The organism is Rickettsia tillamookensis (assembly GCF_016743795.2).
GTDB lineage: Bacteria > Pseudomonadota > Alphaproteobacteria > Rickettsiales > Rickettsiaceae > Rickettsia > Rickettsia tillamookensis.
In genome coordinates this window covers 153,237-179,546 of the sequence record NZ_CP060138.2, presented here as the reverse complement: position 1 = coordinate 179,546, position 26,310 = coordinate 153,237, and the positions used below count along the sequence as shown (strand labels likewise).

Here is a 26,310-nt window from a genome sequence, read left to right as displayed (position 1 = left end):
AATTTATTATATCTTCATATACTGATAAAAATCCGGGTTATTTTCCCACAGTTCACGCACCTTAACAAACAAAAATAAATGAACAGGAAAGCCGAAAAACCGCTCCATTTGCATTCGAGATTTTGCCCCTATCTCTTTGATTTTAGAGCCGTTTTTACCAAGTATTATAGTTTTATAGCTCTCTCTTGAAACTACTATAACCTGATTAATCTTTACGGATTTATCTTTGAGTTCTTCCCATTTTTCGGTTTGCACGGTTAATTTATACGGGAGTTCTTGCTGTAAATTTAAAAATAACTGCTCTCTTGTGATTTCTGCCGCAATAAAACGCATCGGTAAGTCCGTTATATCGTCTTCTGCATAAAGCCAAGGAGAAATCTTTGCCTTACTTGTTATATATTCAAGTAATCCATCAATATTTTTACCTGATAAAGCGGATATAGGAAAAAGCAAACTATCAGGATGATTTTTCGTTAAAAAAGCTTTAATGTCATCTAGATATTTTGATTCGATGTCTATTTTATTCAATAAAAATATCGGAACAATATTAAGTGAGCGAAGCTTATCTAAAATACTATGTGTTACATCATCAAACGGTTTTAAACTATCGATAATTAGCATAACGATATCGGCACTATGCAAACTAGACCAAGCACATCTTACCATTGCTTTCTCTAGGCTCCCTTTCGGCTCAAATATACCGGGCGTATCGTATAAAATTACCTGCGTATCTTTTAAGGTAATAATACCGGTAATAATTGACCTAGTAGTTTGAACTTTTGGGGTAACAATTGAAAGCTTCTCACCGATTATTCTATTTAGCAAAGTCGACTTCCCACTATTTGGTCGCCCTATTATACAGACAGATATAGTTTTTTGAGCTTGATTAATCATTTTTAAGTCTATGTAATAATTTCCTTGCTGCGTTTTTTTCGGCTTCTTTTATAGAATGCCCCGTGCCTGTTTGTTCATAATCTTTTACTTTCACAAGCACCGTAAAAGTTGATAAATGGGCTGCTCCTTCTCTTTTTATCAGACGGTATATAGGTAGGTGATGGCTACTCGCTTGAGCCCATTCTTGTAAAGCAGTTTTTGGGTCATAATCCGTTAAATTCTGAACTTTTATAAATTCTGCCCATAATTTCCCGATAATATTATGGGTTGTTTCAATATTGCTATCAAGATATATAGCTGCAATTAAAGCTTCCGTAGCATTTTCTATATTATTAGGATTATCACGCCCTCCTGCTACTTCTTCGCCATGAGTCATAATTATATAATCTTTTAAAGTGAGCTTGGTCCCAACCACACATATTGTTTCTTTGCAAACTAAATATGATCTAATTTTAGCTAAATTCCCCTCATTATAATTTGCAAAATTCCTAAATAAAATTTCTGTGATTACTAAATTTAATACGGCATCACCTAAAAACTCTAATCGTTCATAATCTTTATCATCCTTATATTCGTGGTGCTGTCTTAAAGACGGGTGACTCAACGCCTCTATTAAAAGCTCTTTATTTTTAAAACTATAGCCAAGCAGCTTTTCTAACTTTTCAAATGATTCCATTACTCATCCGTGTTATAAAGATTTCTGAAAATTCGATTTAACCTAACAGATTCAATCCATGGCTTTAATTTTAGTACTAGATTAATAACTCCTATATCATTATCCCACCAAGTTATTTTTGTTGAGAACCAAATAAATTGCGCTTTAGCAATAAAATTTTCAAACGGTACAAATCCAAGATTTACTCTACTATCATTTGACTGATCTCTATTATCCCCTAAAAAGAAATATTTCCCTTCAGGTACATAAAAAACATCCGTATTACCGTATCTATCATTATATATAACGCCCAAAATAGGAGCAAGCTTATAAGAAAAATATGTCCTACCGTTTGGCAAAGTTTCTTTAAACTTTAAATATTTTATCCCCTCTTCGCTTATATAAGTTCCAACTTCCGTGCGTTCTATTTTTTTATCATTAATATATATCACGTCATCGATCAATTGCACCTTATCACCCGGTAATCCTATCAAGCGTTTTATATATCTAAGGCTCATGTTATTAGGCGGACGGAAAACTACAATATCGCCACGCTCAGGCTCACGTGCAAATATTCGTCCTTTAAAAAGAGGAATAAAATCGAAAAAAGATAAAGAATAATTACTATAACCATAACTATATTTCGTAGAAAATATATAGTCATTCTCAAGTATGGTTGCTTTCATAGAACCGGTCGGAACGGTAAACGGCTCCATAATAAGTATTCTAATAAGTAAAGCGATACATATTACAAAAGCAAAAGACCCCCACTCTTGCTTAGCTGTTTTATTAGTGTTTGGTTTTGTATTATCTGTTTGCATAATCTCTTAATTATTTTAAATATTTGTTACGTGACTTTTAACTATGTCGTCAGAGTTTTTGATGTCATTCCCGCGTAGGCGGGAATCCAGTAAAACCTATAAAAACTTGTTTTTTATAGGTTTATTTCATCAAATATGTAACGTTCTTATAGATAAGATATTTGAAGTTATTTTTGGATTCCTGCTTTCGCAGGAATGACATCCTGAACATTTATATAGCCCTAAAAAGCCACGCTATAACTTCTTATCCTCTCCTCAATCTCACTTCTAAAATGGCGTATCAGCCCTTGGATCGGCCAAGCTGCCGCATCACCTAAGGCACAAATAGTATGCCCCTCTATTTCTTTTGTAACATTAAGAAGTTCATCTATCTCGGATTTTTGGGCATTACCTTTAACTAACCGCATCATAACTCGCCACATCCAGCCCGTACCTTCACGGCAAGGAGTACATTGCCCGCATGATTCATGCATGTAAAATTTACTAAGGCGTGCTATTGCATAAATAATATCGGTAGATTTATCCATAACTATAATACCGCCTGTACCAAGTCCGGAACCTGCGGTTCTTAAACTATCAAAATCCATATCCACTTCACATAATGACTTAGGAAGTAAAGGCACGGAAGAACCGCCCGGAATTATGGCTTTAAGATTATCCCAACCGCCTCGAACACCGCCAGCATATTTCTCAATCAATTCTTTTAACGAAATTCCCATTGCCTCTTCAACATTGCAAGGCTTATTAACATGCCCCGATATGCAGAAAATCTTAGTACCGGTATTGTTAGGCTTACCGATAGAAGCAAACCAACTAGCTCCTCGTCTTAAAATGGTCGGTACTACTGCAATAGACTCAACATTATTTATAGTAGTCGGGCAGCCATATAATCCAAAGCTAGCAGGAAAAGGCGGCTTTAAACGAGGCATGCCTTTTTTACCCTCTAAACTTTCAAGTAATGCCGTTTCCTCACCGCAAATATAAGCCCCCGCCCCACGATGTAAATAAATATTACAATCGAAGCTAGACCCGCAAGCATTCTTTCCTATCAACCCATCTTTATAAGCTTCATCTAAGGCACGCTGAATATTGGAAGCTTCATTATAAAACTCACCTCTAATATAGATATAGCAATCATTCGCTCCTATAGCAAAGCTTGCAAGCAAACAACCTTCTATCAATTTATGCGGCTCAAACCTTAATATATCACGGTCCTTACAAGTACCAGGCTCTGACTCATCGGCATTTACTACCAAATAGCAAGGCTTCTCTGAATTTTTGGGCATAAACGACCATTTCATACCGGTAGAAAATCCGGCACCGCCTCGCCCTCTAAGCCCTGATTTCTTGACTTCTTCAATAATAAAGTCTCTACCTTTATCAAGCAAAGCTTTAGTATTATCCCAATCGCCTCGCTTCTTGCTAGATTTCAAATCATGGCTTTGCTGTCCATGTAGGTTAGTAAAAATTTTGTCTTCTTCTTTTAGCATAAAAAATTTTTATAAGTCATAGTGTTAAATTAATAATCGTCATTGCGAGGAAAAATTGAAAATTTTGACGAAGCAATCTAGTAAAAAATTCTGTAAATCAGAATTTTTTTAATTATTTTTTCTGGATTGCAGCAAAGCTTCGCTCCTCGCAATGACGATTTGGCATCCACACAGGCGATACCAGTTCGCAATGACGATTTATTACCTTTCTATTACTTTTTTATTAAACTTCCTATTAGCAAACATTGTAAGTATCGGAGCAGAGATAAAAATTGACGAATAAGTACCGGCTATTATCCCAAAAAATACAAGTACGCTAAAACTACGGATTGCCTCACCGCCAAAAAGAATAAGGGCTAAATTGGCAAGTAGTGTAGTAATTACTGTTAAAATAGTTCTTGATAAAGTCTCATTGATACTTAAATTTATAATTTCCGTGATATTTTTTTTATGATATTTACGTAAATTTTCTCTAATCCTATCATATATTACTACCGAATCATTAACGGAATAACCTATAATAGTTAACACTGCGGCAATAGTGCTTAAGTTAAAATCAAGCTTTGTCATACTCATAAACCCAAGAGCGAGTATTACGTCATGCACTAAAGCGATAAGTATACCAAGACCGAAATACCACTCAAAACGCACCCAAATATAAACCATAATAGCTAAGAAAGAGAACAGCATCGCCATAGTCCCCGCTTCTATTAGCTGCCTACCGACTTGCGGACCGACAAAATCTACCTTACGATATTCAAACTTATACGGAAAATTACTTTGCAAAGATGCTTTAATTAACTCAATATTTTTCATGAGATTTTCTTCGCTACTACTACCGAATCTAATAGATAAATCACGCTCACTACCGAAATTCTGTAAGACCACCTCACCTATTCCAAGCTCACCTAGAACCCCCCGCATTTTTGGCAAATCAGGAGCTTGATCAAGCCTTACTTCAATAACTATACCGCCGGCAAAATCAATACCGAAATTAAATTTATATATACCGATCCAAATAAAGCTAATGAGTGATAAAATAATTGAGAAAGTGTAGCTGACTTTTTTAAAGTTCATAAAATCAAAATCGATTTTATTAGGTAAAAGTCTTAAAGGATAAATTTGCATTATTATATATTTTGTTGAATAAGGATTATATTTGTATTATATAGTAAATTCAAAAAGGTTAAATGATTTTTTATGTCAGAAGTAGTAGTAAAAGAACAATTAGAGCAATATATAAGCAAAATAGAAAGATTAGAACAAGAAAAAGCTGATTTATCTCAAGAAGTAAAAGACATTTTCCAAGATGCTTCTTCACATGGATTTGATGTTAAAGCTATGAAATCTATATTGAAACTAAAGAAATTGGATAAAGATAAACTTGCCGAGCAAGATGCTATGCTAGAACTTTATAGGGATACTTTAGGGATTTAAGTATATACTCTGCTGATTTCAAGAATTGCTCTTTGTTATCTTCATGGATTCACGTACTCACTTATTAAGTATAAGCTGCATGCGTTCACCATTTAATAACAAATTCAATTCTTGAAATCATTTGAGTATATATGCTCGTTGAACTTCAAAAATTGGCTACGTCGTTCTACAAGTACTGCGGTGCTCACGTATTAAGTAACTGCTGCCGCTCCTCGTCTTGTGAACTCCTTGCTCTTTTTGAAGTTGATCTTCGTCTACCTACTCTTCATTTTCTGTCATACCGTGATTTATTCACGGTATCCAGTCTTTTTTAATTATTTTTCTAGATCCCGTGGTCAAGCCACGGGATGACATCTCGCTTTTTTCTGGATTCCTGCTTTCGCAGGAATAACATCGCACTATGCAACAACGCCGGTAGACACCGCGAGCGTACTTAAGCTTTTGCTGCCTTAGTTTTAGCAATAGGGATATGTCTCTCTTTAATTCTAGCAGACTTACCGCTTCTATTTCTTAAATAATAAAGTTTAGCACGACGAACTACCCCGTATTTTACTACATCAATAGAGTGTACTATCGGCGAGTAAGTCATAAAACGTCTTTCGACACCTTCACCATGGCTAATTTTACGTACTAAGAAAGATGAAGTAATGCCGCGATTTCTTTTTGCGATAACTACACCTTCATAAGCTTGAAATCTTTCCGTTAATTTTTCCTTACCGTCTTTCTCAATCGATCTATCAATAATTTTAACGGTTACTTTAACTGTGTCACCGGCTTCAAAATCAGGAATCTTTTTATTTGCCGTAAGTTTTGAAATATTTTCTTGTTCAAAACTATCAATAATATTCATTTTTTTAACTCCATACTATAAATCTTTAAGTAACTCCGGACGGCGTAATTTAGTAATCATACGTGATTGCTCTTTTTTCCACTCATTAATTAGCCTGTGGTTACCGGATAATAAAACACTCGGTACAGCTCGATCACGCCAAATTTCAGGTCTTGTATATAGACCGCATTCAAGCCCGCCCTTAAATTCTCCGTCTTCTTCAAAAGACTCGGAAGATAAGGTATTTTGGTTTATTAAAACACCTGGCAGTAGTCTAATTAAGCAATCGAGAATGGTAAGGGTAGGTATTTCTCCGCCGGATAAAATGTAGTCGCCTACACTAATTTCTTTAACATTATACTCTTCAATTACACGTTCGTCAATCCCCTCGTAACGTCCACATAAGAATATAAGATTTATACTCGATGAACCCCCCAAATTGGCTACATCATCTTTGTAAGTCCTCGGATGCTCACGTACTTCTGTACGCTCCGCTCCTCGACTTACAGATTCCTTGCTCTTTTCCAAGTTATTCTTCGTATAACACTGTTCTATTTCACGAGAATATATATTCCGTAACATCTCTTTAGCAAGGCTTTGGGTAAAGACTCTACCGCGAGGTGAAGGATAGTAAATTTCAGCATTAGGATTTAAAGACAAAGCATGATCGATAGAACAACCGAGTACATCAGGACGCATTATAAGCCCGTCACCGCCGCCGTAAGCCTCATCATCGACATTTTTATGCTTAGTTAAACCGAAATCCCGAATATTAATAACATTATATGACCAAATATTTTTATGCAGGGCTTGCCCTGCTAAAGAATGTCCTAGAGTCCCAGGAAACATTTCAGGAAAAACGGTTAAGATTGTAGCGTGAAGTATAGACATACGTTTAAAATAGTAGACAGTACTAATTAACGCAATAAAATTATAATTTAATTATTTACCCCACCCACCTGTCCTATAATCTTCTTTTCTTTGTTTTTTAGCAGCAGCTGTTGCACCGCTCCTAAATGCTTCAGCTTTTTGTTGATTCGTTTTATGAGCTTGATCACTTTGAAATTTTTGAAATTCTGCTTTCTTAGTAGCTTCTATATAACGACTTTTTATTTTCTCTAAGCGTCTCATAGCATCTTTATCTAAACTAATACCTGCTTCTTTTGCTTGCTGCTCTATTTTTAATGCTGTCTTATAACCTGCTGCTGCGTTTTTAGCTATAACTTGCTTCTGCATAAAATTCACTCTAGAATCTTTCTTCATTGCATCATTATATGGATTTATCTTATTATTTTTAATATCCTTTATTTGTTTTTCTGCTTTCTTTTTTATCAAAATCTTCCGGCATAACTTCCCTCAAAATTTAAGTTAAAAATATATCTATAGTTGCATATATTTTATTTCAAAAAAAGTTAATAAAGAAAAATAGAGGTAGAAGTAATTAAAAATTAACCAATTTGTGTTATAAAAACTTCATCACTTCCTCAGCGATGATTAGCTCTTCGTTTGTCGGCACAGCAAAAACTTTAACCTTACTGCTTTCAGTACTTATTATAAGATATTTTTATGCAGTGCTTGACCTGCTAAAGAATGCCCCAGAGCCCTAGGGAACATTTCAGGAAAACTGTTAAGATTGTAGGGTGAAGTAGAGATATTATTTTTATCAGGTTATTTAAATAATTAAGTAGGCGTATCTATATTATCCCAATCTTCATTATAATTATTTAATACCCATTCTAAAGCATAGCGTCTTTCATATATAACGCTACTATCAAGTTTTGCTGGTGGTTTTTCATTTTTAATCCATGCATTTCTAACCGCCCAATGATATCTAAATGTTAAATCAGCTACATCAAGTATTTCAGAAACAGGTTTTAGCGTAGCTTCTTTTATAAATTTGTCTCTTTTTCTCTCTTTTATAATACTTACCGCCTCAGGAACATCGCAAATATCTTCAGGTCTTTTAAGTTCCTTAATATATCCAAGAACCCACAACAAAATCCACAAAGATTCGTAACGCCATAAAAAGTTAACTTTATCTTGAGGAGGAGAGTTTTCTTTATTTAAAAAAGTTAACTCTTTTGGGCTAAAATCATTTGTAATAGCTAATTCTTCTGCTATTTGCCATGCTTCTTGTTTATTTAATCCTTCTGCTCTTAATGCAATAACCATCAAACACAAGGCTCTAATAGAAATTTCTTCTTTTGTTCTTAATTTACATTTATCATAAGGAGGAAAAAATTCAAGATAAGGAACCCCTTCTTTTCTTAAAGTTTCTAAAGATTTCTTTTTTCTTTCTTTAGCTATATTGGATAACATAGTTATTATTTTATAATTAGATGATATTTTAAAATAACAATCACAAAAACTTCATCACTTCTTCAGCGATGATTAGCTCTTCGTTTGTCGGCACAGCAAAAACTTTAACCTCACTATCAGATGTACTTATTAGATGCTCGTTTTTTTGGTTTTTTGTATCATCTATTTTAATGCCTAGCCATAAAAGTTTTTCGGTAATCATTTCACGTATTACAGGAGAATTCTGTCCGACACCGGCAGTAAAAATTAGACACTCAAGCCCCTCAAGGGCAGCAATTAACTTACCTATTTCAAGTACAATGCGATACACGAATAAATCTATAGCAAATTTAGCATCAGGTGAGTTACTGGCAAGCAAGGTACGCATATCAGGGCTTTCACCGGACATACCAAGTAATCCTGATTTCTTATATAGTAACTCAGTTACTTCTTTCGTAGTCATTTTCTCATGGTCGATAAGATATAACACTACTCCAGGATCAAGGTTACCTGTCCTTGTACCCATCATAACACCGTCAAGTACGCTAAAGCCCATGGAACTTGTTAGACTAAGACCGTTTTTAATAGCACATAGACTACTACCGCTTCCTAAGTGAGCTATAATAGTCTTTGTAGGTAAATCTTCCTTTGTCATATCTTTAAAATGGCTGCTAACATATTTATATGATAACCCATGAAAACCGTAACGAATTATCCCTTTATCATAATATTTTTTCGGTAAACCGAAAGCTTTTGTAATAGGCGGATTGGTAAAATGAAATGACGTATCAAAACATGCTATATGTGAGATTTCTTTATATTTTTGAAGAAATAAATCTAGTACCTGCAAATTATAAGGTTGATGCAAAGGGCTTAGAGGTATTAATACTGTCAAATCTTCACTAACTTTTTCATTAACAATAACCGGTTTATTAAAATTTTTCCCGCCATGGACAATACGGTGGCCGGTTGCAATTAAATTGAGATTCTCTTGTTTTTTCCACCAATCTTCAAAAAGATCAATCATCATTTCAATAGCATCATCTTTAATATCGGTAGCAGATTCCTGTTTTTTATTTATATGAAATAATATTTTATTGTCGTTCTTTTCTAAAAAAATATTATAAATTTTATCCTTAACTTTTTTATTCTGAATTTCAAAAATAGAAATTTTTAAACTAGATGAGCCGGCATTAGCTATTAAAATAACATCTTTCATATTATTTACCTGCTTGGATATGTAGCTTCGCCTTAGCATGGTTATAAATAAATGAAGCAAGTACACAGGAAATAACACGCATATCCATGGGATCGGCTCTACTTGTTAAAATAATAGGCACACGGGCTCCAAGAACGATACCCGCCATAACCGCTTGACCCAAATATTTTAGCTGCTTTGCAAGCATATTGCCTGATTCAAGATCAGGTACTACTAATATATCAGCATTTCCTGAAACCGAAGAACTAATGCCTTTTGCTTCTGCAGCAAATAAAGATATAGCATTATCAAACGCAAGCGGCCCATCAACTATAGCATTCGTAATTTGCCCTCGATCTGCCATTTTCGATAAGGCGGCTGCATCAAGGGTGGTAGGGATTGCGGAGGTTACCGTCTCAACTGCTGATAATACCGCAACTCTAACCTGCTTGTCTTCTTTGATCATATGCATTAAATCAATAGCATTCTGCACTATATCACGCTTATCTTCTAGAGTAGGACGAATATTAATAGCAGCATCAGTAATAATAAAAGGCTTTGGGAAAGTCGCAACTGCCATTAAGAAAGCATGACTTATACGGCGTTCGGTACGTAGTCCATTCTCCTTATGAACCACCGCAGACATAAGCTCATCAGTATGAAGCGACCCTTTCATAATAGCCGCAACTTCTCTTTTCTTCGCAAGCTCTACGGCTTTTTTTGCTGCTTCGTGGCTATGCTCAACGTTAATTACTTGATAATCCTCAAGATCGACATTATTAACTTTTGCTACTGATTCAATTTTATGTTGCGGACCAATCAAGACCGGTTTTATTACATTAAATTGTGCCGCTCTAACTGCACCGAGTAATGATTCTTTATCGATTGGATGAACTACTGCAGTTTTAACAGGCTTAAAGCCGTCGGCTCTAAGTAATAGATCGATGAAATGCTTTGCTGCTTCATCAAAGTCAGGATCGTTGATTTCTTTTGGAGGAGTATAAGTAGTACCTAATTTCTTAGCTAGAATTGCATCTAAAAAAGTCTCGTTTATTATATGTTGTTTCTTCATAAACCCCTTAATAAATTAATCACTAACTTAATTAGATAATATATAAGTTAATTAATAAAAGGAAAACTAGTTATTGTTTTTAGTGGGAATTTCTTAAGTGCCATTAACGCAACAGTGTATATATTCGATGTCATCCCGTGGCTTGTCCACGGGATCCAGGAAAAAGCGAGATAAATCGAGCTTTAGTTTTAAAAATTTTCTATATTTGTATTTTTAAATTTTTAATTACTGGATCCCGTGGACAAGCCACGGGATGACAAAGGAGAACTTAACAAAATATCCATGAAAATGCTACGCTTCATTTATTAAATAATTTCCAATTTCGTTCTTGCGGTGGTGAATTCTCTCTTCCTTCAGGGAAAAAATCATCAGTGGGGTTTTCGCTTAGTTCTTTAAAGACTTCTTCCCAACTTTTTTGTGATTTTAAGCTTTTCTCTGATGATAAATATTTAAGTTCTTCAGAACCATTTTTAGTTTTATCGTTTATAAACATTTTATTTTTACATATTCTATATACTACAATCACTTAAAAAAAACAACCTAGTAAATGGATAATTGGTAGACGAAGCTCAATTTGAAAAAGAGCAAGGAGTCTGTACAAGGAGTCTGTAAGCCGAGGAGCGGAGCGTATACTAAATACGTGAGCATCCGAGGACTTACAAAAACGACGTAGCCAATTTTTCAAATTCAGCGAGTATACTACTTCATATTTCTTAAATGATCTTCTAATTTTCTTAGTTTTCTGCCTTCATTTACTATTGGTCTCACATATTTTTCCATTTTGGCATTTTCTCTATATTTATTAATCTGATCGATCTGAGCATTGACTTCATCGGTAATAGCTTGCTTTCTATCCTCTATTTTATTTAATACTTCAGTACTATATTCATAATTTTTAACATCAGCATTAAAGTTATTAAGCTCTTCCGTAATCTTTGCGTCTACTTCAGGTCCCTGCTCAGTATCTTTGATCTTTTGTGCTATTAATGCCGGCATTTCCTCAATGTTGATATCATCTCTTTTGAAATGATCTTTAAGCTCTTTATAAGTTTGTTCTAAATTTTCTTGAGCTTTTTCATGCACAATATCATAATGCTCTTGGCGACGAGTATATCGATCTCCCTCTATAAATTCTGCATGTTTTCTATGAGCGTTATCTATCATATCTCGCATCTGAGAATCAGTAGCTTTTTCACGCATAAACCTGTCACCCATCATTACCGGATCATCTTTCTCGAATAACCTACCACGTACCTCATGAATGAGCTTTCTTTGAGCTAATTCTTGATAATATTCCACATCGCTTTGTCTTCCTGCTTTCTCTAGTCTTGCTAGATATTCCGGTGATAATATATCTGCTTGAGCAGCTAATGTTTCCTTATTAATATGCATTTGGAGCTCTTCACGTTCTCGTGCTTTTTCATCATCTTTTAATTTTTCGCTATAAGTTCTAAGCCTTGGGTCGTTATATTCAAAATCATGCCATTCGGCACTGGTTAGATTACCCTCATAAGCATCACGTAAATCTTTACCGACTATCGCAGTTAAAGCTCCTCTTTTTATTCCTGTATAACCTGCATATATTTTTTCGCCTATACCTACACGCTTTTCTTCTTTTAATTTACGTTTTGTATCAACACGATGCTCCATTTCCTGCCAACTTCTGAGAGGTGCTATATTCTTACCGAACAGACCAACACCTCGTCCTGACATTTCTTGGTGAGCATATTTATAAGCATCTTGATAATCTTTAGTAAAACTCGCATCACTAGCGAGTTCGCGTAAGTTAGCATCTTTTAATGACTTATCAAGCTCTGTTTTTTGTTCTTTACTTAAAGCGGCGTAATCTTTCACTCCATATTTATTTGCAGCAATTTTATCTCGAAGCTGAGTAAATTTCATTTTCGATAGTTCTTTTGCTTTTAATTCATTCCCTTTAGGTAAATTCTTTAACAATCCTGAAATACCGTTTTCATAATCAGTAATAGCATTCATTTTTACATCTTTAGAATCTATGCCGTATTTTCTCTTAACCTCATTTTGTACAGCTTTGTTTGCTGAAGAACCGAGAGCTTGCTTTTCAAGCCTTCCCATCATCATACCTTCAAATTTCTCGGCAAAGAACATACTAGCTTGCTCTTTCCTTGCACTTACACGGCTAGTTACAGGTGCACTTACCGTCTTAGCTACATAACTTAGCGGTCTATTCATTTGCTTCGCTGCAGATTCATAAGATTGCTGATTAACTTTTTGTATGTCTGTTAAATTACCTGAAGTACCGGCAATAAATTGTGCCGTCGATATAGCAGTATCGTTAAATTTACTTAGCAAATAAATAGACACAAAAATTAGTAATATCCCATCAAGTTGGACAAATTTCCCGTTTATAAAATTACTAATCCTTTTTGCATCTTTAACTAAATCTAAAAACGGTAATTCAATATAGCGTTCATCTATACACTCATACGCAGCACAATGCTTACATTTATCAGGATCATTCTTACAAGAATCATCTACTATTATATGATCTTCGGGAACTAATATCTTTGCTTTGTGGAAATTATTTATACCTCCTTTCATTGGTACAGGGAACCACCAATAAAATATTGAATTTCCAAGGCTTGGATCTATATCCTCAAGAAAACTACCGAATATTTCATTTATCGGACCTAAATTAGGAAAATCATGTTTACATACCCCAAAACCGAGAGTTGAATATATTTCGGTTCTAATAATCATTGAAATAAAAGCGATACCGGCAAATAAAATTATAGGCTGTAATGCATATGATATTAATTGTCTTAACCAATTCTCAAATAACGAACGAGTTATATTAAACAACATGAAACAAATAAATATAGGTCCCATAATTATAATCATACCGATAGTTATAAGAGCGGTTAGATAGATAATAGTAGCTTTAAATATAAGAAAGAAAATAAAATATAGGGCTATTAAATATAAAATGATATATATAAAACCAAGCCAATCAACAAATAGTAAAGAAAATAATTTAGATAAAGTTTGAGGAGAAATAAGTAACCCCAGCAAACTTTGAGAACCGGGGCCGGTAGCCGCAGCTTCATTAATTATTTGCAGTATTTGCTGAACCCCGTCAATAAAAAATACGAATAAATAATCATGAAAAAATGTCCAAGCTTTATCCGTACTTAATAATATTGAGACTATACTAACTTTTAATATTCTAACTATAAGTTCGACATGAGTAAGGTTTATATTACCTATTAAAAAGGAAAAGCCCGTAAACATTATATATAGAGTTAAAATAGCCGAAACACTCATCCTATAACCCGGCGTATCAATTATTTGTTGATAAGTTTTCTTTATAATCCCATCCTTACCAAATAATACTCCTTTTATTAAATCCGTTAAAAATTGTAATGGATCGGGTCTTGTATCACTAACTCCGGACTTGATTACTAATCTATATTGCCCGCTATTATCATCATAAAATTTATCTATAATCTTAAAATAAAGAGGAGATTGAGCATATTTTGACTTATCCTCACCTTTATATTGATAATTTATACCGCCGGCTTTCAAGAATTGTCCTGTACTACTAATACTATAAAATTCATAGCCTACACTCGAAGTAAGCTCTCCTAAATGCTGAGTTATACCTTGCGGTTTACGCTGTGAGTCCGGTGAAATATTGGGATCAGTATTTTTAGCGGCAATAAGAAAATAAAGCCCGACACCGTCTGTCATTATACATGGAGGATTACTAATCATTGCGTCATTTTGATTTGCGGGATTAGGAGTACACATATCAAGTCTAGCATTATCCCAAAAAGTACACGGTTGTAGCTTAACGCAAAAAGCAGCCAAAGTAGTTGTGTTATTTTTCTGACCGTACCACGGACACCATGCAGATAACTGACCTGAAGTATTTTTATCACCAAGTATATAACTCCACGGTCTTACCATAACGGTTAAAGGATAACCATTTACTTTATAAGCACTATCACGCCATGGTGCTACCTGATCACCTTCCTGTCTTGAAGTAATTTCTTCTGGATTATATCTAGAAGAGACATTGAATTTGATAAAACCGAAATCATCAGGGTCAATACAAGTATCGCCGGTACAACCGGAAAGCAGCAATAGCGATATTAATAATGTAATAAAAATATTTTTGTTCATTTATTCTAAGTTATTTTTATATAACGTCATTGCGAGAAGAATTACGTAGTAATTCGACGAAGCAATCTAGTAAAAAATTCTGTAAATCAGAATTTTTTTAATTATTTTTTCTGGATTGCCACGTCGCTTCGCTCCTCGCAATGACGATTTTGCATCTACGCCGGCAATGCCTCGCAGGAATTATACTACTTCCTCTCTTCCTCTTTCTTTGGTACATCATTACGCTCGGCAAGGAATTTATTTGTAAATTCACCACCTCCTTCCGGTTTTCTAGCTTTATAATTTTGATCAATTACCTTGTCTTTGAAAACTCTAGCCGGAGCCATTGCAGCTTTTTTAATCGGTTTTGTTACCGAACCTATATCCTGCATAACGGCTCCCACAGGATCAGAACGTTCTTGATAATTTCCTGATATTCGTGCCGGTGTAACATTTGTAAGCATTCCGACTACTATATTTACGAAAGTTACTAAACCATATGACATCAAGCAATATGAATAAAATAATAAAGCCGTAGTAAATAATACTAAGAAAGTATTAGCGTTGTTCGTTAGAATATTCGAGCTACTAATTTCCGGTACATCAGGTACATAGAAAGGTATTCCTGGTAAGAACGGTAATGTAAAAGAGAAATTAATCGGGATACCAAGATTTGTTAAATCAAGCCCTATTTTTATTGGTATCAGAGTATCCCAACAAGCTCTAACTACCACTTTTAAAAGCTGCTCAGATAAAACCTGATCTATCAATAAAAAGAAAATCAATAATATTGTCGGCTGCACTACATAGCTAAGCAATGTCGATATCCAATTATCAAATAAACTTTTAGTTTTTTCAAATAACATTAATATTATGAAAAATGGTGCTAATGAAATCATAACAGTTAGCCCTATAAATGCAATAACATAGCCTATTATAACTTCTAAAATAGCTCTAAAATAAGTAATAAGTGAATAAATGGTTATAATAGCGATAAATGCTAAACCATTATGTATTTGTAATAATTCAATAAATAGTAATCCCCAAATCCTACCGTTAGTATATTTATCAAATATAGGATCAATAAAACCAAAAATATTAGATCTAGAGCTTGTAGCACCTACTACGTTAGTTACAAAGAAATCAATACCGTTAGTAAATGCACTAAAGAAGTATGTATTAAAAAAGCTCCAACTTTCTTCTCTAATTAAAAAAGCTACTATAGCTATTTTGCATATACGTGTTATTACTTCTACGGCAGTTAATTTTAATGCTCCCGCAACGAACATTAGCCCAAATATAGTAACATAAAGAGTTAATGCAGCTTTAGCTATATTCTGCACTGCAGAATTTTTAACTAACTTAATATAAAAGTTCTGACTAAAAGTTCTAAACTGATCGGTAATAGGTTTAATAGCACCGTTATATATTATATCAGAAAACCAAGTTGTACCGGTATAATTAGCATAATTTACACTAACCACCCCTTGTATATTACTATTAGGATTTACCACCCTTAACCATAAATATCCATCTTGCGGTGCATCAGCCGCAAAGTTATAATCTACCGGCGTACCACGAACAGATGGATCAGGTAACGTACCATCAGATGTTATTAAATATTCTAAACTTATATTTTGCTGTTCACCCGGACTAATTGAATTTGCCCCATTACCTATTTCAACAATCATCGAATAACGACCGAAATATAAAAAATTAGCTGACCAATCATTCTTATTTATATAATCTACAAAATTAGCATAATTTGAAAAATTTCGGCTCCAATCACTCATTAAAACCGAATTACTAAACATGTTATTAACTTGCCAATCGCTAGTAAAATCCATAGTACCACCGCTAGTGGCTTGATAATATATAAAGCTACTTTGAGTGCTGCCTGAATTTACAAAACTCTGATCTCGTCCCTTAATAACCTGCCCGCCTACTTTAATTATCATCCCTCTACCTTGATCGTAATAGCAAGCAGGGCTAGTATTTATACCGGCATTAGCAGGACAAGAATTAATTAAGCCCATGAAATTCTGTACCGCTCCCGTTATCATAGGTTTGCCGACTAATGCTTCGTTACTATTTATACTTTTATATTTTGTAGCTGAGCCAGTACCGCTACACCCACTTGGTTTATCAGGATCTCTTGAAGCATCTATAAGATCACATACCTCCTTTGCAGATGAGTAAATTATTCTATTATCAAAATTTCCAAGGTTACTTTGAGTATAAAGTGCAGACGCAGCAAATATTGAACTATCAAGTTCCTGCGTTAAAATATTATCTAGAGTATTAGGGCTAAAAAAATTATCTTTACCAACTAAACTAATATTTACTACATCGCCGGTCTTAACTTCAATTCTCGAATTACCGTTAGAATAGTTAAAATATTTAACAGAATCAGACATTTTAGTAAATGAAAGTGCATCAAGGTCTTTATCAGGCGGTATAGCCCCCGGTGTTGCACTGTTATTGTCCGTAACAAAACGAGGAAATCCTAAAGCTTCAAATTGTAATTTAGAATAATTATAAGTTTTAATGAAAACTTGCGGCGTACTAAATCTTGGATCAATTCTATATAATACTAGATATTTTCTAGGTTCAGGAGTAATACCTGAAGTAGACCAGTTTATTTTTAATAATTTACCTTTCTCAACAGTATTACCTGTTGATTGCCAAGTTCCAGCTGTAGATAAACTAATTCCTATATTACCCTCTTTAAAACTTGTAAATTCAGGCACTTCTAAACAACCGAATAAGCTTTTTAACCCACCAAAACTGGTTGACATCCATGAAAAAGCATCATCAGCTTTAGCTGGCATCGCCATAAACAAAACTAATAAAACTAAACTCTTAAGAATTTTCATAATTTTAAATTGTTATCCAACACGTCATACCGTGGTTTTTATTTTTTGTCATTGCGAACGATCAAAGGCACTGTTGCATTGCTCAGTTTTTTTGTTGTCATCCCGTGATTTATTCACGGGATCCAGTTAAAAATACTAATATTATTAGTATTTTTAGTTGTTTTACTGGATACCGTGGACAAGCCACGGTATGACACCTCCAACCCCCTATCTCCGTGCTTCAGGCTGCGGCGGTTCTTCATTTGTCTTCTCGCCCCCTTCTTTTGGGGTATTTTTCCTATTTTTCTCAGCCTGATCTAATGTCTTATTGCGTTGTTTTAATCGTGCCTCTGCTCTGCCGGTAATACCTTGTCTTGTTTTATCATCCATTCCTATTGGACTTAATGCTTTTTGTCCTGCATCATGAGACATTCTACCACCAAATTCAGTAGCCGAAGGTCCGGCAGCACTAGTTAATTTTGCTACCATACGCCCTGAAAATTCGACATAACCATACATACCATAAGCAATAATAACTAGAGCTACGATATTTTGCATATTTACTCCCATCATACCCGACATATAATCCATTCCCCAAGGGGCAAACCAATTAATACAGAAGATAGGCACATTCAGCAATGCAATAGGTAAAATAGTACCGATAAACGGAATTTTTATCGGTAAAGCACATTTCCAACAAACGCTATAACCTAAAACAAAATCTAGATAAATGGTAAATAGCTGGGTTAGCACTATAATACCTGCCATCATAACTACCGGTTCTATCATATAGCGGATCGTAAACCTCACCCAATTATCAAATAAATACCTAGTAAAATCAAATAATAAGAAACTAATAAATAAAGGGGCTATACCGATTAATATACAAGTTGCCATAAATGCCATAATATAAACGGCAACCGCTCTAAGTGCCGTAATAATTACTATACCAACCGCAATAAAAGTAATTATAAAATATATAATACCGCTAAGCCCAAGAGAAAGAAGTGAAAGTAATTGAGCGATAAAGGTTTGACTAAAAAATATTTTACTCATTACTGCATCTAAAAACATGAAAGGATTAGAAATTTTATTATTAGGATCAATAGAAGTAAACAAACTATATCCACTCATATTAGCAATAATTGCGTCTGAAAAATTGGTAATTGCATCAAAAAGATAGCTATTGAAGAACTCAAAGGTATTACCGTTCATAAGTCCGCTAACTACCCCGATTTTTGCTATTCTAGTTACTAGCTCTTTTTGGTTTATCTTAGCAAAGCCGAGCAAGAACATTGCTCCATAAGTCATCACATACAGAATTAAAATTGCTTTAATATAGGTAAAAAAGTTAGTACAGGACGAGCTATCATTAGCTTTATAACATACCATATTTTTAAAAATAGAAGTAGCAGCCCCTAGTACTTTAGTTTTAAATAACTGAAGTAATGGATTCATTACTTTAATAGTAAAACTTCCTACTTGCAAAGAGGTTGAGAAATGTACTTTATAGCTACCTTCACTATCTTTATAGTCCCTTAAATTATTACCAGGATCATTTAGAATTTTCATCCATATATAACCAGCCTCATTAGCGTTAAAGTTATATTTACCTTCACTATCAACGTTAATTCCTTGAGGTGAATAGGTTTTACCGCTAGTATTCGGATTTTCCGAAGGCTTTACTATTATGTATTGCACTCGTCCCCGATCATCAAAAGTATCGTTAAAACTATTACCGTTCTCTCTATAGCATTTAGTCTGTTTAATATTTAAAACATATCCTCCTGTATTCTTACTAGCAACTTGTGAAGTAGGAGACCAAAGCCTATATTGTAAATAGCTTTTTTCAGTATTGCTATTAAAAGGTATATTATATATAACTTTATATAAATATTTACCGTCTTTATCTTTATAGTCAGGCGGTTGATCTGAATCTGCAACAAACTTAGCAAATTCTAGCTTAGAAGGCAGAGCTTGACTTACAGAACCCGCATCATTCATTTGATATATTAATCCGGTTGGTCCTTTGCCTCCTTTGCCGTCCGCCGTATACCAAAATCTCCGATTTTTTTGAAAATCTCCGTCCTTACATATTCCTGAAGTACAATTTACACCTCCAATATAATCTTTATCTTTTGGGTTACGATCGCTAACACTATCAAGAAATCGATCACTTGGAGGAATATTAGCATTATTAGAACATTGAAGGGCTGAATAGTCAGTAAATAATTTACCTATGTCGTCAGACCACGAAAATGTAAAACTCCCATCATCTAGGTAGTTTTCTGGTGCTGGGCTAGTTATATTAGCCCAAGCCGCACATTTCTCTTTACATTCTGGTATCTTATCACAATTAGGATTACAGCCGAGTGCTCCCCAGTCGCAACCTATTTGTTCAAACCAGTTAGGACACCTCCATGTGACTTTACAATTCCAATACTTCTCTTTTAACTCGCAAGCACTGACATACTCACCGGAATAAATAGAATATTTTCCACAAATCGGATCGTAAGAAGTTTTACCTTGTGAACAATCTTTTGTAACCTTATCATCTTTAAAAGCATCCTCAACTGTCGCATCCGTATTGGCAAAATTAGGAGATACGGAAACTAAAACTCTATCATTAGCATATAATTCAGCAATATTACGCCATTCATTATTTTTTGCATCCATTATTAGAGAGACAGGCGGATTATTTGCATCATTAATACGAGGGATCGGAATCATGTTACCTTTATCATCTAAATTAGATTTACCAGGTCTTGTACTTTCAGTAAATTGTACATTATCCTTTGGTACATAAGCTAAACACAAACTAACCTGACCGACCACTTGTAAATTCACCGGTTGACTGTTTTCTACTAGTACCTGAGTATTTAACCATTCACCGTAACGATTGGGATCAGGAATAAGCTGAGTCGTGCCGTCGGGCAACATTTTAGAAGTATTTACATAATTAGCATTCGCATTAAGAGTTATAATACCCGTTATTGAATCTGAACCTCCTTTACCGTCCGGAGAATACCTCATATAGCAGCCGTCACCTACTTTTACTGCTCCTATCATACCAAGTGCTGCAAAAATAAAGCAAACGAGCGTAGCTACTATAGCGAGTACTCCTAAAACTTTTAATAAGTTACTCTGCATATTCTATCATTTACCTCCACCCGAACCGCTTGCTAAATCAGCTAATCCTCCGCCTGCACCGCTTTCTGAATCCCCGCCTTGCTGCTCTCCCTCTTTACGCTTACCTCCAACATCCGGCTTATCTCCTGCCGGCGGCTTACCTTGTGAAGCCATGGCCGCATCCTTAAGGAAAGCTGCTCCTTTCTTTACTAAATCAACGATTTTAGTTGGGCTTGCCGTTACTGCATCCATATTAGGACCATTAGTTAAATCAGAAGCAAATCGCCCTATAGATTTAGAGAAGTAATAAAAAATAACCGAAAATACTAATACGCACAAAAGTTCCGCTAAAATAGATACAACATCTCTAACAATTGATTTTATTGGGAAAAGTATCAATAAATGCTCTTCCCAACCTTCACCTGCATAATATTGTAACATTTTATATCCAAAACTTTCCTGACATTTATCTGCTCCACCGTTAGGTAGCCTTAACTCAAAAGTACTAAATCTAATATCCCCTTTTTCATAATCATATCTAAGAAATTCACAATTTTTAAATATTGCAGAATCATACATAGTTATTAATAAAGCTATAAAACCTGCTACTACTGCCGGTTGCAATGCACATGAAATACATACTTTTAACCACCCGTCAAAATAAGCTTTTGTACGAGTAAATAGAGCCATAGGAATGAATATAGGAGAAATATATGTCATAACGTAAATAGTAATCATGCAAACTAAATAATGCGTAATAAAATATAAAAGTATAGATAAAAATATTACAGAAAATACTAGACCTGCTGCAAGTATAATAACGTTTCCAGCCATAAAGAATCCAAACATAACAGCAAAAAATCTAAGTGCTCCTGCTTTACTTAAATCTTTCGGTCTGTCTTTTTTGCCGTCAGGATCAAAATTAGGTATAGGTGTATTATTACCAGGAGGACCATTGCCGACTGAATTCCCTAAAACTCCATTCTTATCTATATTATAAAGTAAATCCAAGCCAAGATAATAACCTATACGGCAATCAATTGCGTCCCATAAACCGTAAAATTTATAACCGTCCTTATACTTTGAATTATCAAATTGACATAATCCTCTAGAACCTGCTGCATTAAAGATCATCTGTGCAAAGTCCGGTGCTGCTCCCGTTAAAAGAGGTAATCCATATTTTAACATACCGTTTTCTTTTGTCGGCTGACCGCCACTAAAATCTAAAGGTCCAAGACCGATAGAAAAATAAACAACAAATAAGAACTTTATTACAAAAAGAGCTATTTTTTCAGTACTTGCATATTCTTTATTTAGAGCCATATTAAAGGCAAAAAACATAGTATAAAGAATTAGTGCAGCACCTATAATTCTCTTTAAATAACCTTGAAACGTAGAAAAAGCAGCAAGATTAGTTATTCTAGAATTTTGATCTTGAGAGCTACAACTATTTCCGGCAAAAAATATTTTATTAAGCGTTTCGCTCAAACACTGAACTGCAAGACCGGAAAAATTAATTAACGATTGACTATAATTTGCTCCCGTATAGCAACTTTTTCCTATATTACAATTTTCATCATCAGGCGGAGTAGGCGTCGGAGTAGCACTTAAAGATTTACATGCTACCGGCATCGGTCCTCTTGACGTCGGCATAACTAAACATAAATCATTATCCCATTTTTTAACCGTTAAAACGATATTCTTTAATACAGGATTTGCTCCAAGATCAGGATTATTATCAGTACTTAAATCACTAATTTTCTTAGAGTCCCCTTCATTTAAATTATATATGGTGCAAGGGCTACTACTACCTTCTATATTTTTAAAACAAAACGTTATACTAGACGCAGCTGAGTTACAATTACCTCTCGGATCTTTCATATCAATATTACGAATTATATAGCCATATGCCGTGTCCGTTTCTAAATACCCATCTGAAGTAGTCGGTAAACTAGAACATGATTCTCCAAAGCCGGCAAAGCTAGCTAAGCTTACAGACGCTATACAAACTATAATAAATATCTTTAAGGTTTTAAGAGTTTTCATTAGAACTATTATCTTTTTTTTCTGTTACTACGCCGCTTTTTACTAACTCATCCCATGTTTTTTCAGCATTTGCACGTCGTTCTGATACTTCTCCTCCTTCTTGTTCTCTTACTCTTCCTCCTCCGCTTGCTACTAGTTCATTCCATGCTGTTTCTACTTTTACACGTTTATCCCGAATCTCTGCATTTTCCCGTATCTGCTTCACTCCTGTCGGGTTTTCATGTTCCTTTAAGTTAAAACTATAATCAATTACTCCTGAACCCCTACTTGTACTGTCAACTTTTTCTTGCGGTGACGTAGTAGTATTATCTTCTTTTCTGTCATTTTCTATATTTTTATTTTCTTCTACCTTTGCTTTTTCTGACTTATTAAGTTCATCAGCTAATTTATCAAATTTATTAGTTACACTATTATCTCTTTCTCTTATCTCAGTTACTACACCGCTATCGATTAATTCATTCCATTTCTTTTCTGCATTCGCACGTCGCTCCGATGTTTCTTCACCTTGCTGATCTCTTATTCTTCCTCCGCCGCTTGCTACTAATTCGTTCCATGCTTTCTCTACTTCTGCACGTTTATCCCGAATCTCTGCATTTTCCCGTATTTGCTTTACTCCTGCCGGATTTTCATGTTCCTTTAAGTTAAAACTATAATCAATTACTCCTGTACCTTTACTTGTATTGTCAACTTTTTCTTGTGGAGCTGCATTATCAACTTTTTCCTGTGGAGGCGGAGTATTATCAATCTCTTTTTTACTTTCTTGATTATTATCTCTTATGATTTTTCCAACATTTTCAGTTTCAATATTACTTTGCGGTGCAGGTGTAGAAATAGAAGTTCTAATACTAGCAGGCGGTGGTGAAACAGCTTCTGGAGGAGCAGGAGGAGGAGTAACAACATCTGATCTTCCTGCACTACTTACAGTTTTTGGGCTAGAAGTTGCTACGGAAGACGAAGCTGTCGGTGTTGTTACCGTAGGTGCCGACGTACCTCCGCTTGCAGCAATATTATCACTTGTTCCTCCACCTTGAGCGGCTTTTAAATCACCAACTCCTCCTCTACTTGCTATCTGATCGACTCCCTTAGTTGCCGCACCCGCCGCAGCGAGCATTGCCATACCTGCCTTAAATATTGCTTGCGGTTTTATAGCAACATTATTAAGAGCTACTCCTTCCGTCATATCTGCAGCAAATTCAGCTAACTGACTACTAAAATTATACATCAAATACAATGTAAAACATGCCGTAACTAACGCAAGTAAAATATTTTTAATTTTCTCAAAAAGAACCTTTGGAGACATGAAAAACATTCCGGGTCCCAAAACTACTCCCGATAAAAACTGGAATTTAGCAAGAAATTTATCAGTAGGGGTATCTCCCGGTTTACTATCGACGATCTCACTTACACTATCTTTTGCAAAATTAAATGCCGTGGTAATCGGGTTATTTAACATATAACCTAAACTATTTTGACAGCTTTCTACGGCATCTTTATCAGGATATTGTGATATATCATCCCAATCATTATTAATATAAAATATCAAAACATCACGACTTGAAGTACCGCCGCTCTGTGCAAGATTTTCTATACTATTGTGAATTAACTTGCTCTTATATTGACATTTACCGTAGAAACCATAATCATATACCGAAAACATCGTAATCATAAAAGTAACTACCACCATAGGCTGTAGCAAGAACGAAATCATCAGCTTAACCCAGCTGTCAAAATAATTTCGTGTATATGTGAATAAAAACATAGGTACAAAAAGAGGAGCTAAAATACCGAGTATTACTATAGATATCATACACATAATCGTTGCATTAACCATAAAGGCAGCAACCGAAATCACAAGTAACGGATAAGAAAGAGCAAGCGACACCAACATCATATTACCGGAGATTATCGCCGGAATTAGCAAATAAATATATGGTGGAGCACTAAAACTAAAGAAATCAAAATTTAAAAAATCATGGCTTCGATAAGCATTTTCGACAAGTAACGTAGATAATATATCAAGTCCTAAATAATGAGCTACCCTACAATCTAACGCATCCCATAATGCAATATAAGAAACGGTACCGTCATAAGAAAGATCGTTAAATTTACATAAACCGGACGGAGCAGCATTCATAACCCAACTTGCTAAACCGTTTATACCGTCAAGTAAGAAAGGAAACGCCCACTGAATCATGCCGTCTAACCGGTCATACGGAGAGCCATTACCAGGAGTTATATTAATTCCTATTGAAAAATAAGTTACGAATATCATTTTCAATATAAAATTTATATACTCACTTTTTGGCGGTACTTCACCTGCAAGTAATAGTTTAAAGCCAAAAAACATAACATATAAAGTTAGAAAAGCCGTAACTATTTTATACATTCCTACTTGGAACTGAAATAATGCACTATCTTGCCTTGAAGCCAAATTAACCACTTGGCTTACATTATCAAAACTACAAACATCTTTACTAATTAGTAATCTAGCAATCATTTGCCTCATACATTCTATAAGAGGAGAAGTCATGACTACTGCAGTTTTTGAAGCATTATAAGCTTTTTGATAACATCCGTTGCCTGCTGCACTACAGGCAACTAAGGCTAAAGGATCGGTAGGCGTTTCCTTAGGATCTTCAACCTTATCTGCTACATCCATAAAGCTATTATACATGGACTTCGGAAACGGCTCTTTCATATATTTACAGCCGACGGGAACGTCTCCTGTAAACCCCTTTGTTGAAACACATATTCTATCTTTATCTTGAATAACTTTCCAATATATTACAGGGAATCCCACATCAAATGCAAAACCGTCATCACCAGGCTTACCACTATATGGAATATGATATTCCTTTTTTTTATTTTCCCACGCTTTCTTTATATCATTCCAAGGGTCGCCCCCTGTTAAGACGGCTTTAGCAATAGCAAGTGCTGATTCAGCAACAGATTTTGCCCGAGATACAATTAATTTAGCATTATTACATAAAGCAAAGCGTAATTCTGGATTTTTAGGATCAATTCTGTTTTCACGAGTACATTGACCTCCGGGGAAATTTCCAAAATTACTATCGTTAAATAAATCACTGTCGTTTATTTTAAGCTTTAAAAACGTATTCATGTATAAAACGGGAGAGACAAGATTCATTACCGCAAAAGTAAAGAACGGAGCAACAATACATGTATGAGAAAATTCAGTACGCAGCAAATCCCCTACGCCTTGGGTTTCGCAAGTTAAGCCACTCAAAATATCTACAATGCTATCAAGAGTATCCTTGGCATGGGTTTTAGTAACTAGCCCTAAATTTAGGGCAAAGCTTAATACTAATGTTATAAGTATACTACGAGGAAATAATTTCATGACTAGTTACTTGCCTCGTATGCTCTTATGTCATTCCCGCGTAGGCGGGAATCCAGTAAATAATATAAATAAAAACCTTTTA

At 34.8% G+C, this 26,310-nt stretch carries 17 protein-coding genes and 4 pseudogenes; 2 read left to right on the top strand and 19 right to left on the bottom strand.

The window, feature by feature from the left end; all coding sequences use genetic code 11:
* Positions 1-6: 6 nt before the first annotated feature.
* The 5 genes from era to secF form a co-directional block, all read right to left on the bottom strand.
* Positions 7-894 carry a GTPase Era gene (gene era, locus H6P87_RS00845; protein ID WP_202069649.1) on the bottom strand — a complete coding sequence of 296 codons (888 nt, stop codon included), beginning with the start codon at positions 892-894 and terminating at the stop codon, positions 7-9.
* Entirely contained in the window at positions 887-1,570 is a 684-nt protein-coding gene (gene rnc / locus H6P87_RS00840) for a ribonuclease III (protein ID WP_202069648.1), read from the bottom strand. Before rnc ends, era begins: the two co-directional genes overlap by 8 nt.
* Positions 1,570-2,370, bottom strand: a complete 801-nt coding sequence (gene lepB / locus H6P87_RS00835) for a signal peptidase I (RefSeq protein ID WP_202069647.1) — start codon at positions 2,368-2,370, stop codon at positions 1,570-1,572. The genes rnc and lepB overlap by 1 nt, the downstream gene beginning before the upstream one ends.
* 221 nt (positions 2,371-2,591) lie before the next feature.
* Positions 2,592-3,860, bottom strand: coding sequence for an NADH-quinone oxidoreductase subunit NuoF (nuoF, locus tag H6P87_RS00830; RefSeq protein WP_202069646.1), 1,269 nt, complete (start codon positions 3,858-3,860; stop codon positions 2,592-2,594).
* 201 nt (positions 3,861-4,061) lie between these two features.
* The gene (gene secF, locus H6P87_RS00825) at positions 4,062-4,988 is read right to left on the bottom strand and encodes a protein translocase subunit SecF (protein WP_202069645.1); all 927 of its coding nucleotides are present in this window, start codon (positions 4,986-4,988) and stop codon (positions 4,062-4,064) included.
* Positions 4,989-5,060: 72 nt separating this feature from the next.
* Between secF and H6P87_RS00820 the strand changes: the two genes are divergently transcribed.
* On the top strand, positions 5,061-5,297 hold the full coding sequence (locus H6P87_RS00820; RefSeq protein WP_004996682.1) for a DUF2312 domain-containing protein: 237 nt from the start codon (positions 5,061-5,063) through the stop codon (positions 5,295-5,297).
* Between the two features lie 433 nt (positions 5,298-5,730).
* Here H6P87_RS00820 and rplS read toward each other — a convergent pair whose 3' ends face one another.
* From rplS to H6P87_RS00780, 9 genes and pseudogenes are all read right to left on the bottom strand, one after another.
* Positions 5,731-6,147: a 50S ribosomal protein L19 gene (rplS, locus tag H6P87_RS00815; RefSeq protein ID WP_202069644.1), complete on the bottom strand. Its 417-nt coding sequence runs from the start codon at positions 6,145-6,147 to the stop codon at positions 5,731-5,733.
* Between the two features lie 15 nt (positions 6,148-6,162).
* A pseudogene (locus tag H6P87_RS07455) lies at positions 6,163-6,546 on the bottom strand (RNA methyltransferase); the annotation flags it as partial.
* A 150-nt stretch (positions 6,547-6,696) separates the two neighbouring features.
* Positions 6,697-7,017 (bottom strand): annotated as a pseudogene (locus tag H6P87_RS07450) (RNA methyltransferase); the annotation flags it as partial.
* Between the two features lie 51 nt (positions 7,018-7,068).
* Entirely contained in the window at positions 7,069-7,461 is a 393-nt protein-coding gene (locus tag H6P87_RS00805) for a hypothetical protein (RefSeq protein ID WP_246437952.1), read from the bottom strand.
* A 222-nt stretch (positions 7,462-7,683) separates the two neighbouring features.
* A pseudogene (locus tag H6P87_RS00800) lies at positions 7,684-7,781 on the bottom strand (tRNA (guanosine(37)-N1)-methyltransferase TrmD); the annotation flags it as partial.
* A gap of 25 nt (positions 7,782-7,806) precedes the next feature.
* A complete protein-coding gene (locus tag H6P87_RS00795; RefSeq protein ID WP_202069642.1) occupies positions 7,807-8,445 on the bottom strand; it encodes a DUF4272 domain-containing protein in 639 nt (212 codons plus the stop codon).
* A gap of 40 nt (positions 8,446-8,485) precedes the next feature.
* Entirely contained in the window at positions 8,486-9,643 is a 1,158-nt protein-coding gene (locus tag H6P87_RS00790; RefSeq protein ID WP_202069641.1) for an acetate/propionate family kinase, read from the bottom strand.
* A 1-nt stretch (position 9,644) separates the two neighbouring features.
* Positions 9,645-10,694: a phosphate acetyltransferase gene (locus H6P87_RS00785; protein ID WP_202069640.1), complete on the bottom strand. Its 1,050-nt coding sequence runs from the start codon at positions 10,692-10,694 to the stop codon at positions 9,645-9,647.
* A gap of 298 nt (positions 10,695-10,992) precedes the next feature.
* A complete protein-coding gene (locus H6P87_RS00780; RefSeq protein ID WP_267829767.1) occupies positions 10,993-11,220 on the bottom strand; it encodes a hypothetical protein in 228 nt (75 codons plus the stop codon).
* A 67-nt stretch (positions 11,221-11,287) separates the two neighbouring features.
* Here H6P87_RS00780 and H6P87_RS07210 point away from each other — a divergent pair.
* Positions 11,288-11,411: pseudogene (locus tag H6P87_RS07210) on the top strand (palindromic element RPE5 domain-containing protein).
* Here the strand turns inward: H6P87_RS07210 and H6P87_RS00775 are convergent.
* The 5 genes from H6P87_RS00775 to H6P87_RS00755 all read right to left on the bottom strand — a co-directional run bounded on the left by H6P87_RS00775 (position 11,394) and on the right by H6P87_RS00755 (position 26,228).
* The gene (locus H6P87_RS00775; RefSeq protein ID WP_202069639.1) at positions 11,394-14,858 is read right to left on the bottom strand and encodes a TrbL/VirB6 family protein; all 3,465 of its coding nucleotides are present in this window, start codon (positions 14,856-14,858) and stop codon (positions 11,394-11,396) included. The pseudogene H6P87_RS07210 and the gene H6P87_RS00775 overlap by 18 nt on opposite strands.
* A gap of 185 nt (positions 14,859-15,043) precedes the next feature.
* The gene (locus H6P87_RS00770) at positions 15,044-17,713 is read right to left on the bottom strand and encodes a TrbL/VirB6 family protein (protein WP_202069638.1); all 2,670 of its coding nucleotides are present in this window, start codon (positions 17,711-17,713) and stop codon (positions 15,044-15,046) included.
* A 207-nt stretch (positions 17,714-17,920) separates the two neighbouring features.
* The gene (locus H6P87_RS00765; protein WP_202069637.1) at positions 17,921-20,842 is read right to left on the bottom strand and encodes a TrbL/VirB6 family protein; all 2,922 of its coding nucleotides are present in this window, start codon (positions 20,840-20,842) and stop codon (positions 17,921-17,923) included.
* Between the two features lie 6 nt (positions 20,843-20,848).
* Positions 20,849-22,867, bottom strand: a complete 2,019-nt coding sequence (locus tag H6P87_RS00760; RefSeq protein WP_202069636.1) for a TrbL/VirB6 family protein — start codon at positions 22,865-22,867, stop codon at positions 20,849-20,851.
* On the bottom strand, positions 22,854-26,228 hold the full coding sequence (locus tag H6P87_RS00755) for a type IV secretion system protein (RefSeq protein WP_202069635.1): 3,375 nt from the start codon (positions 26,226-26,228) through the stop codon (positions 22,854-22,856). The genes H6P87_RS00760 and H6P87_RS00755 overlap by 14 nt, the downstream gene beginning before the upstream one ends.
* Between the last annotated feature and the right edge of the window lie 82 nt (positions 26,229-26,310).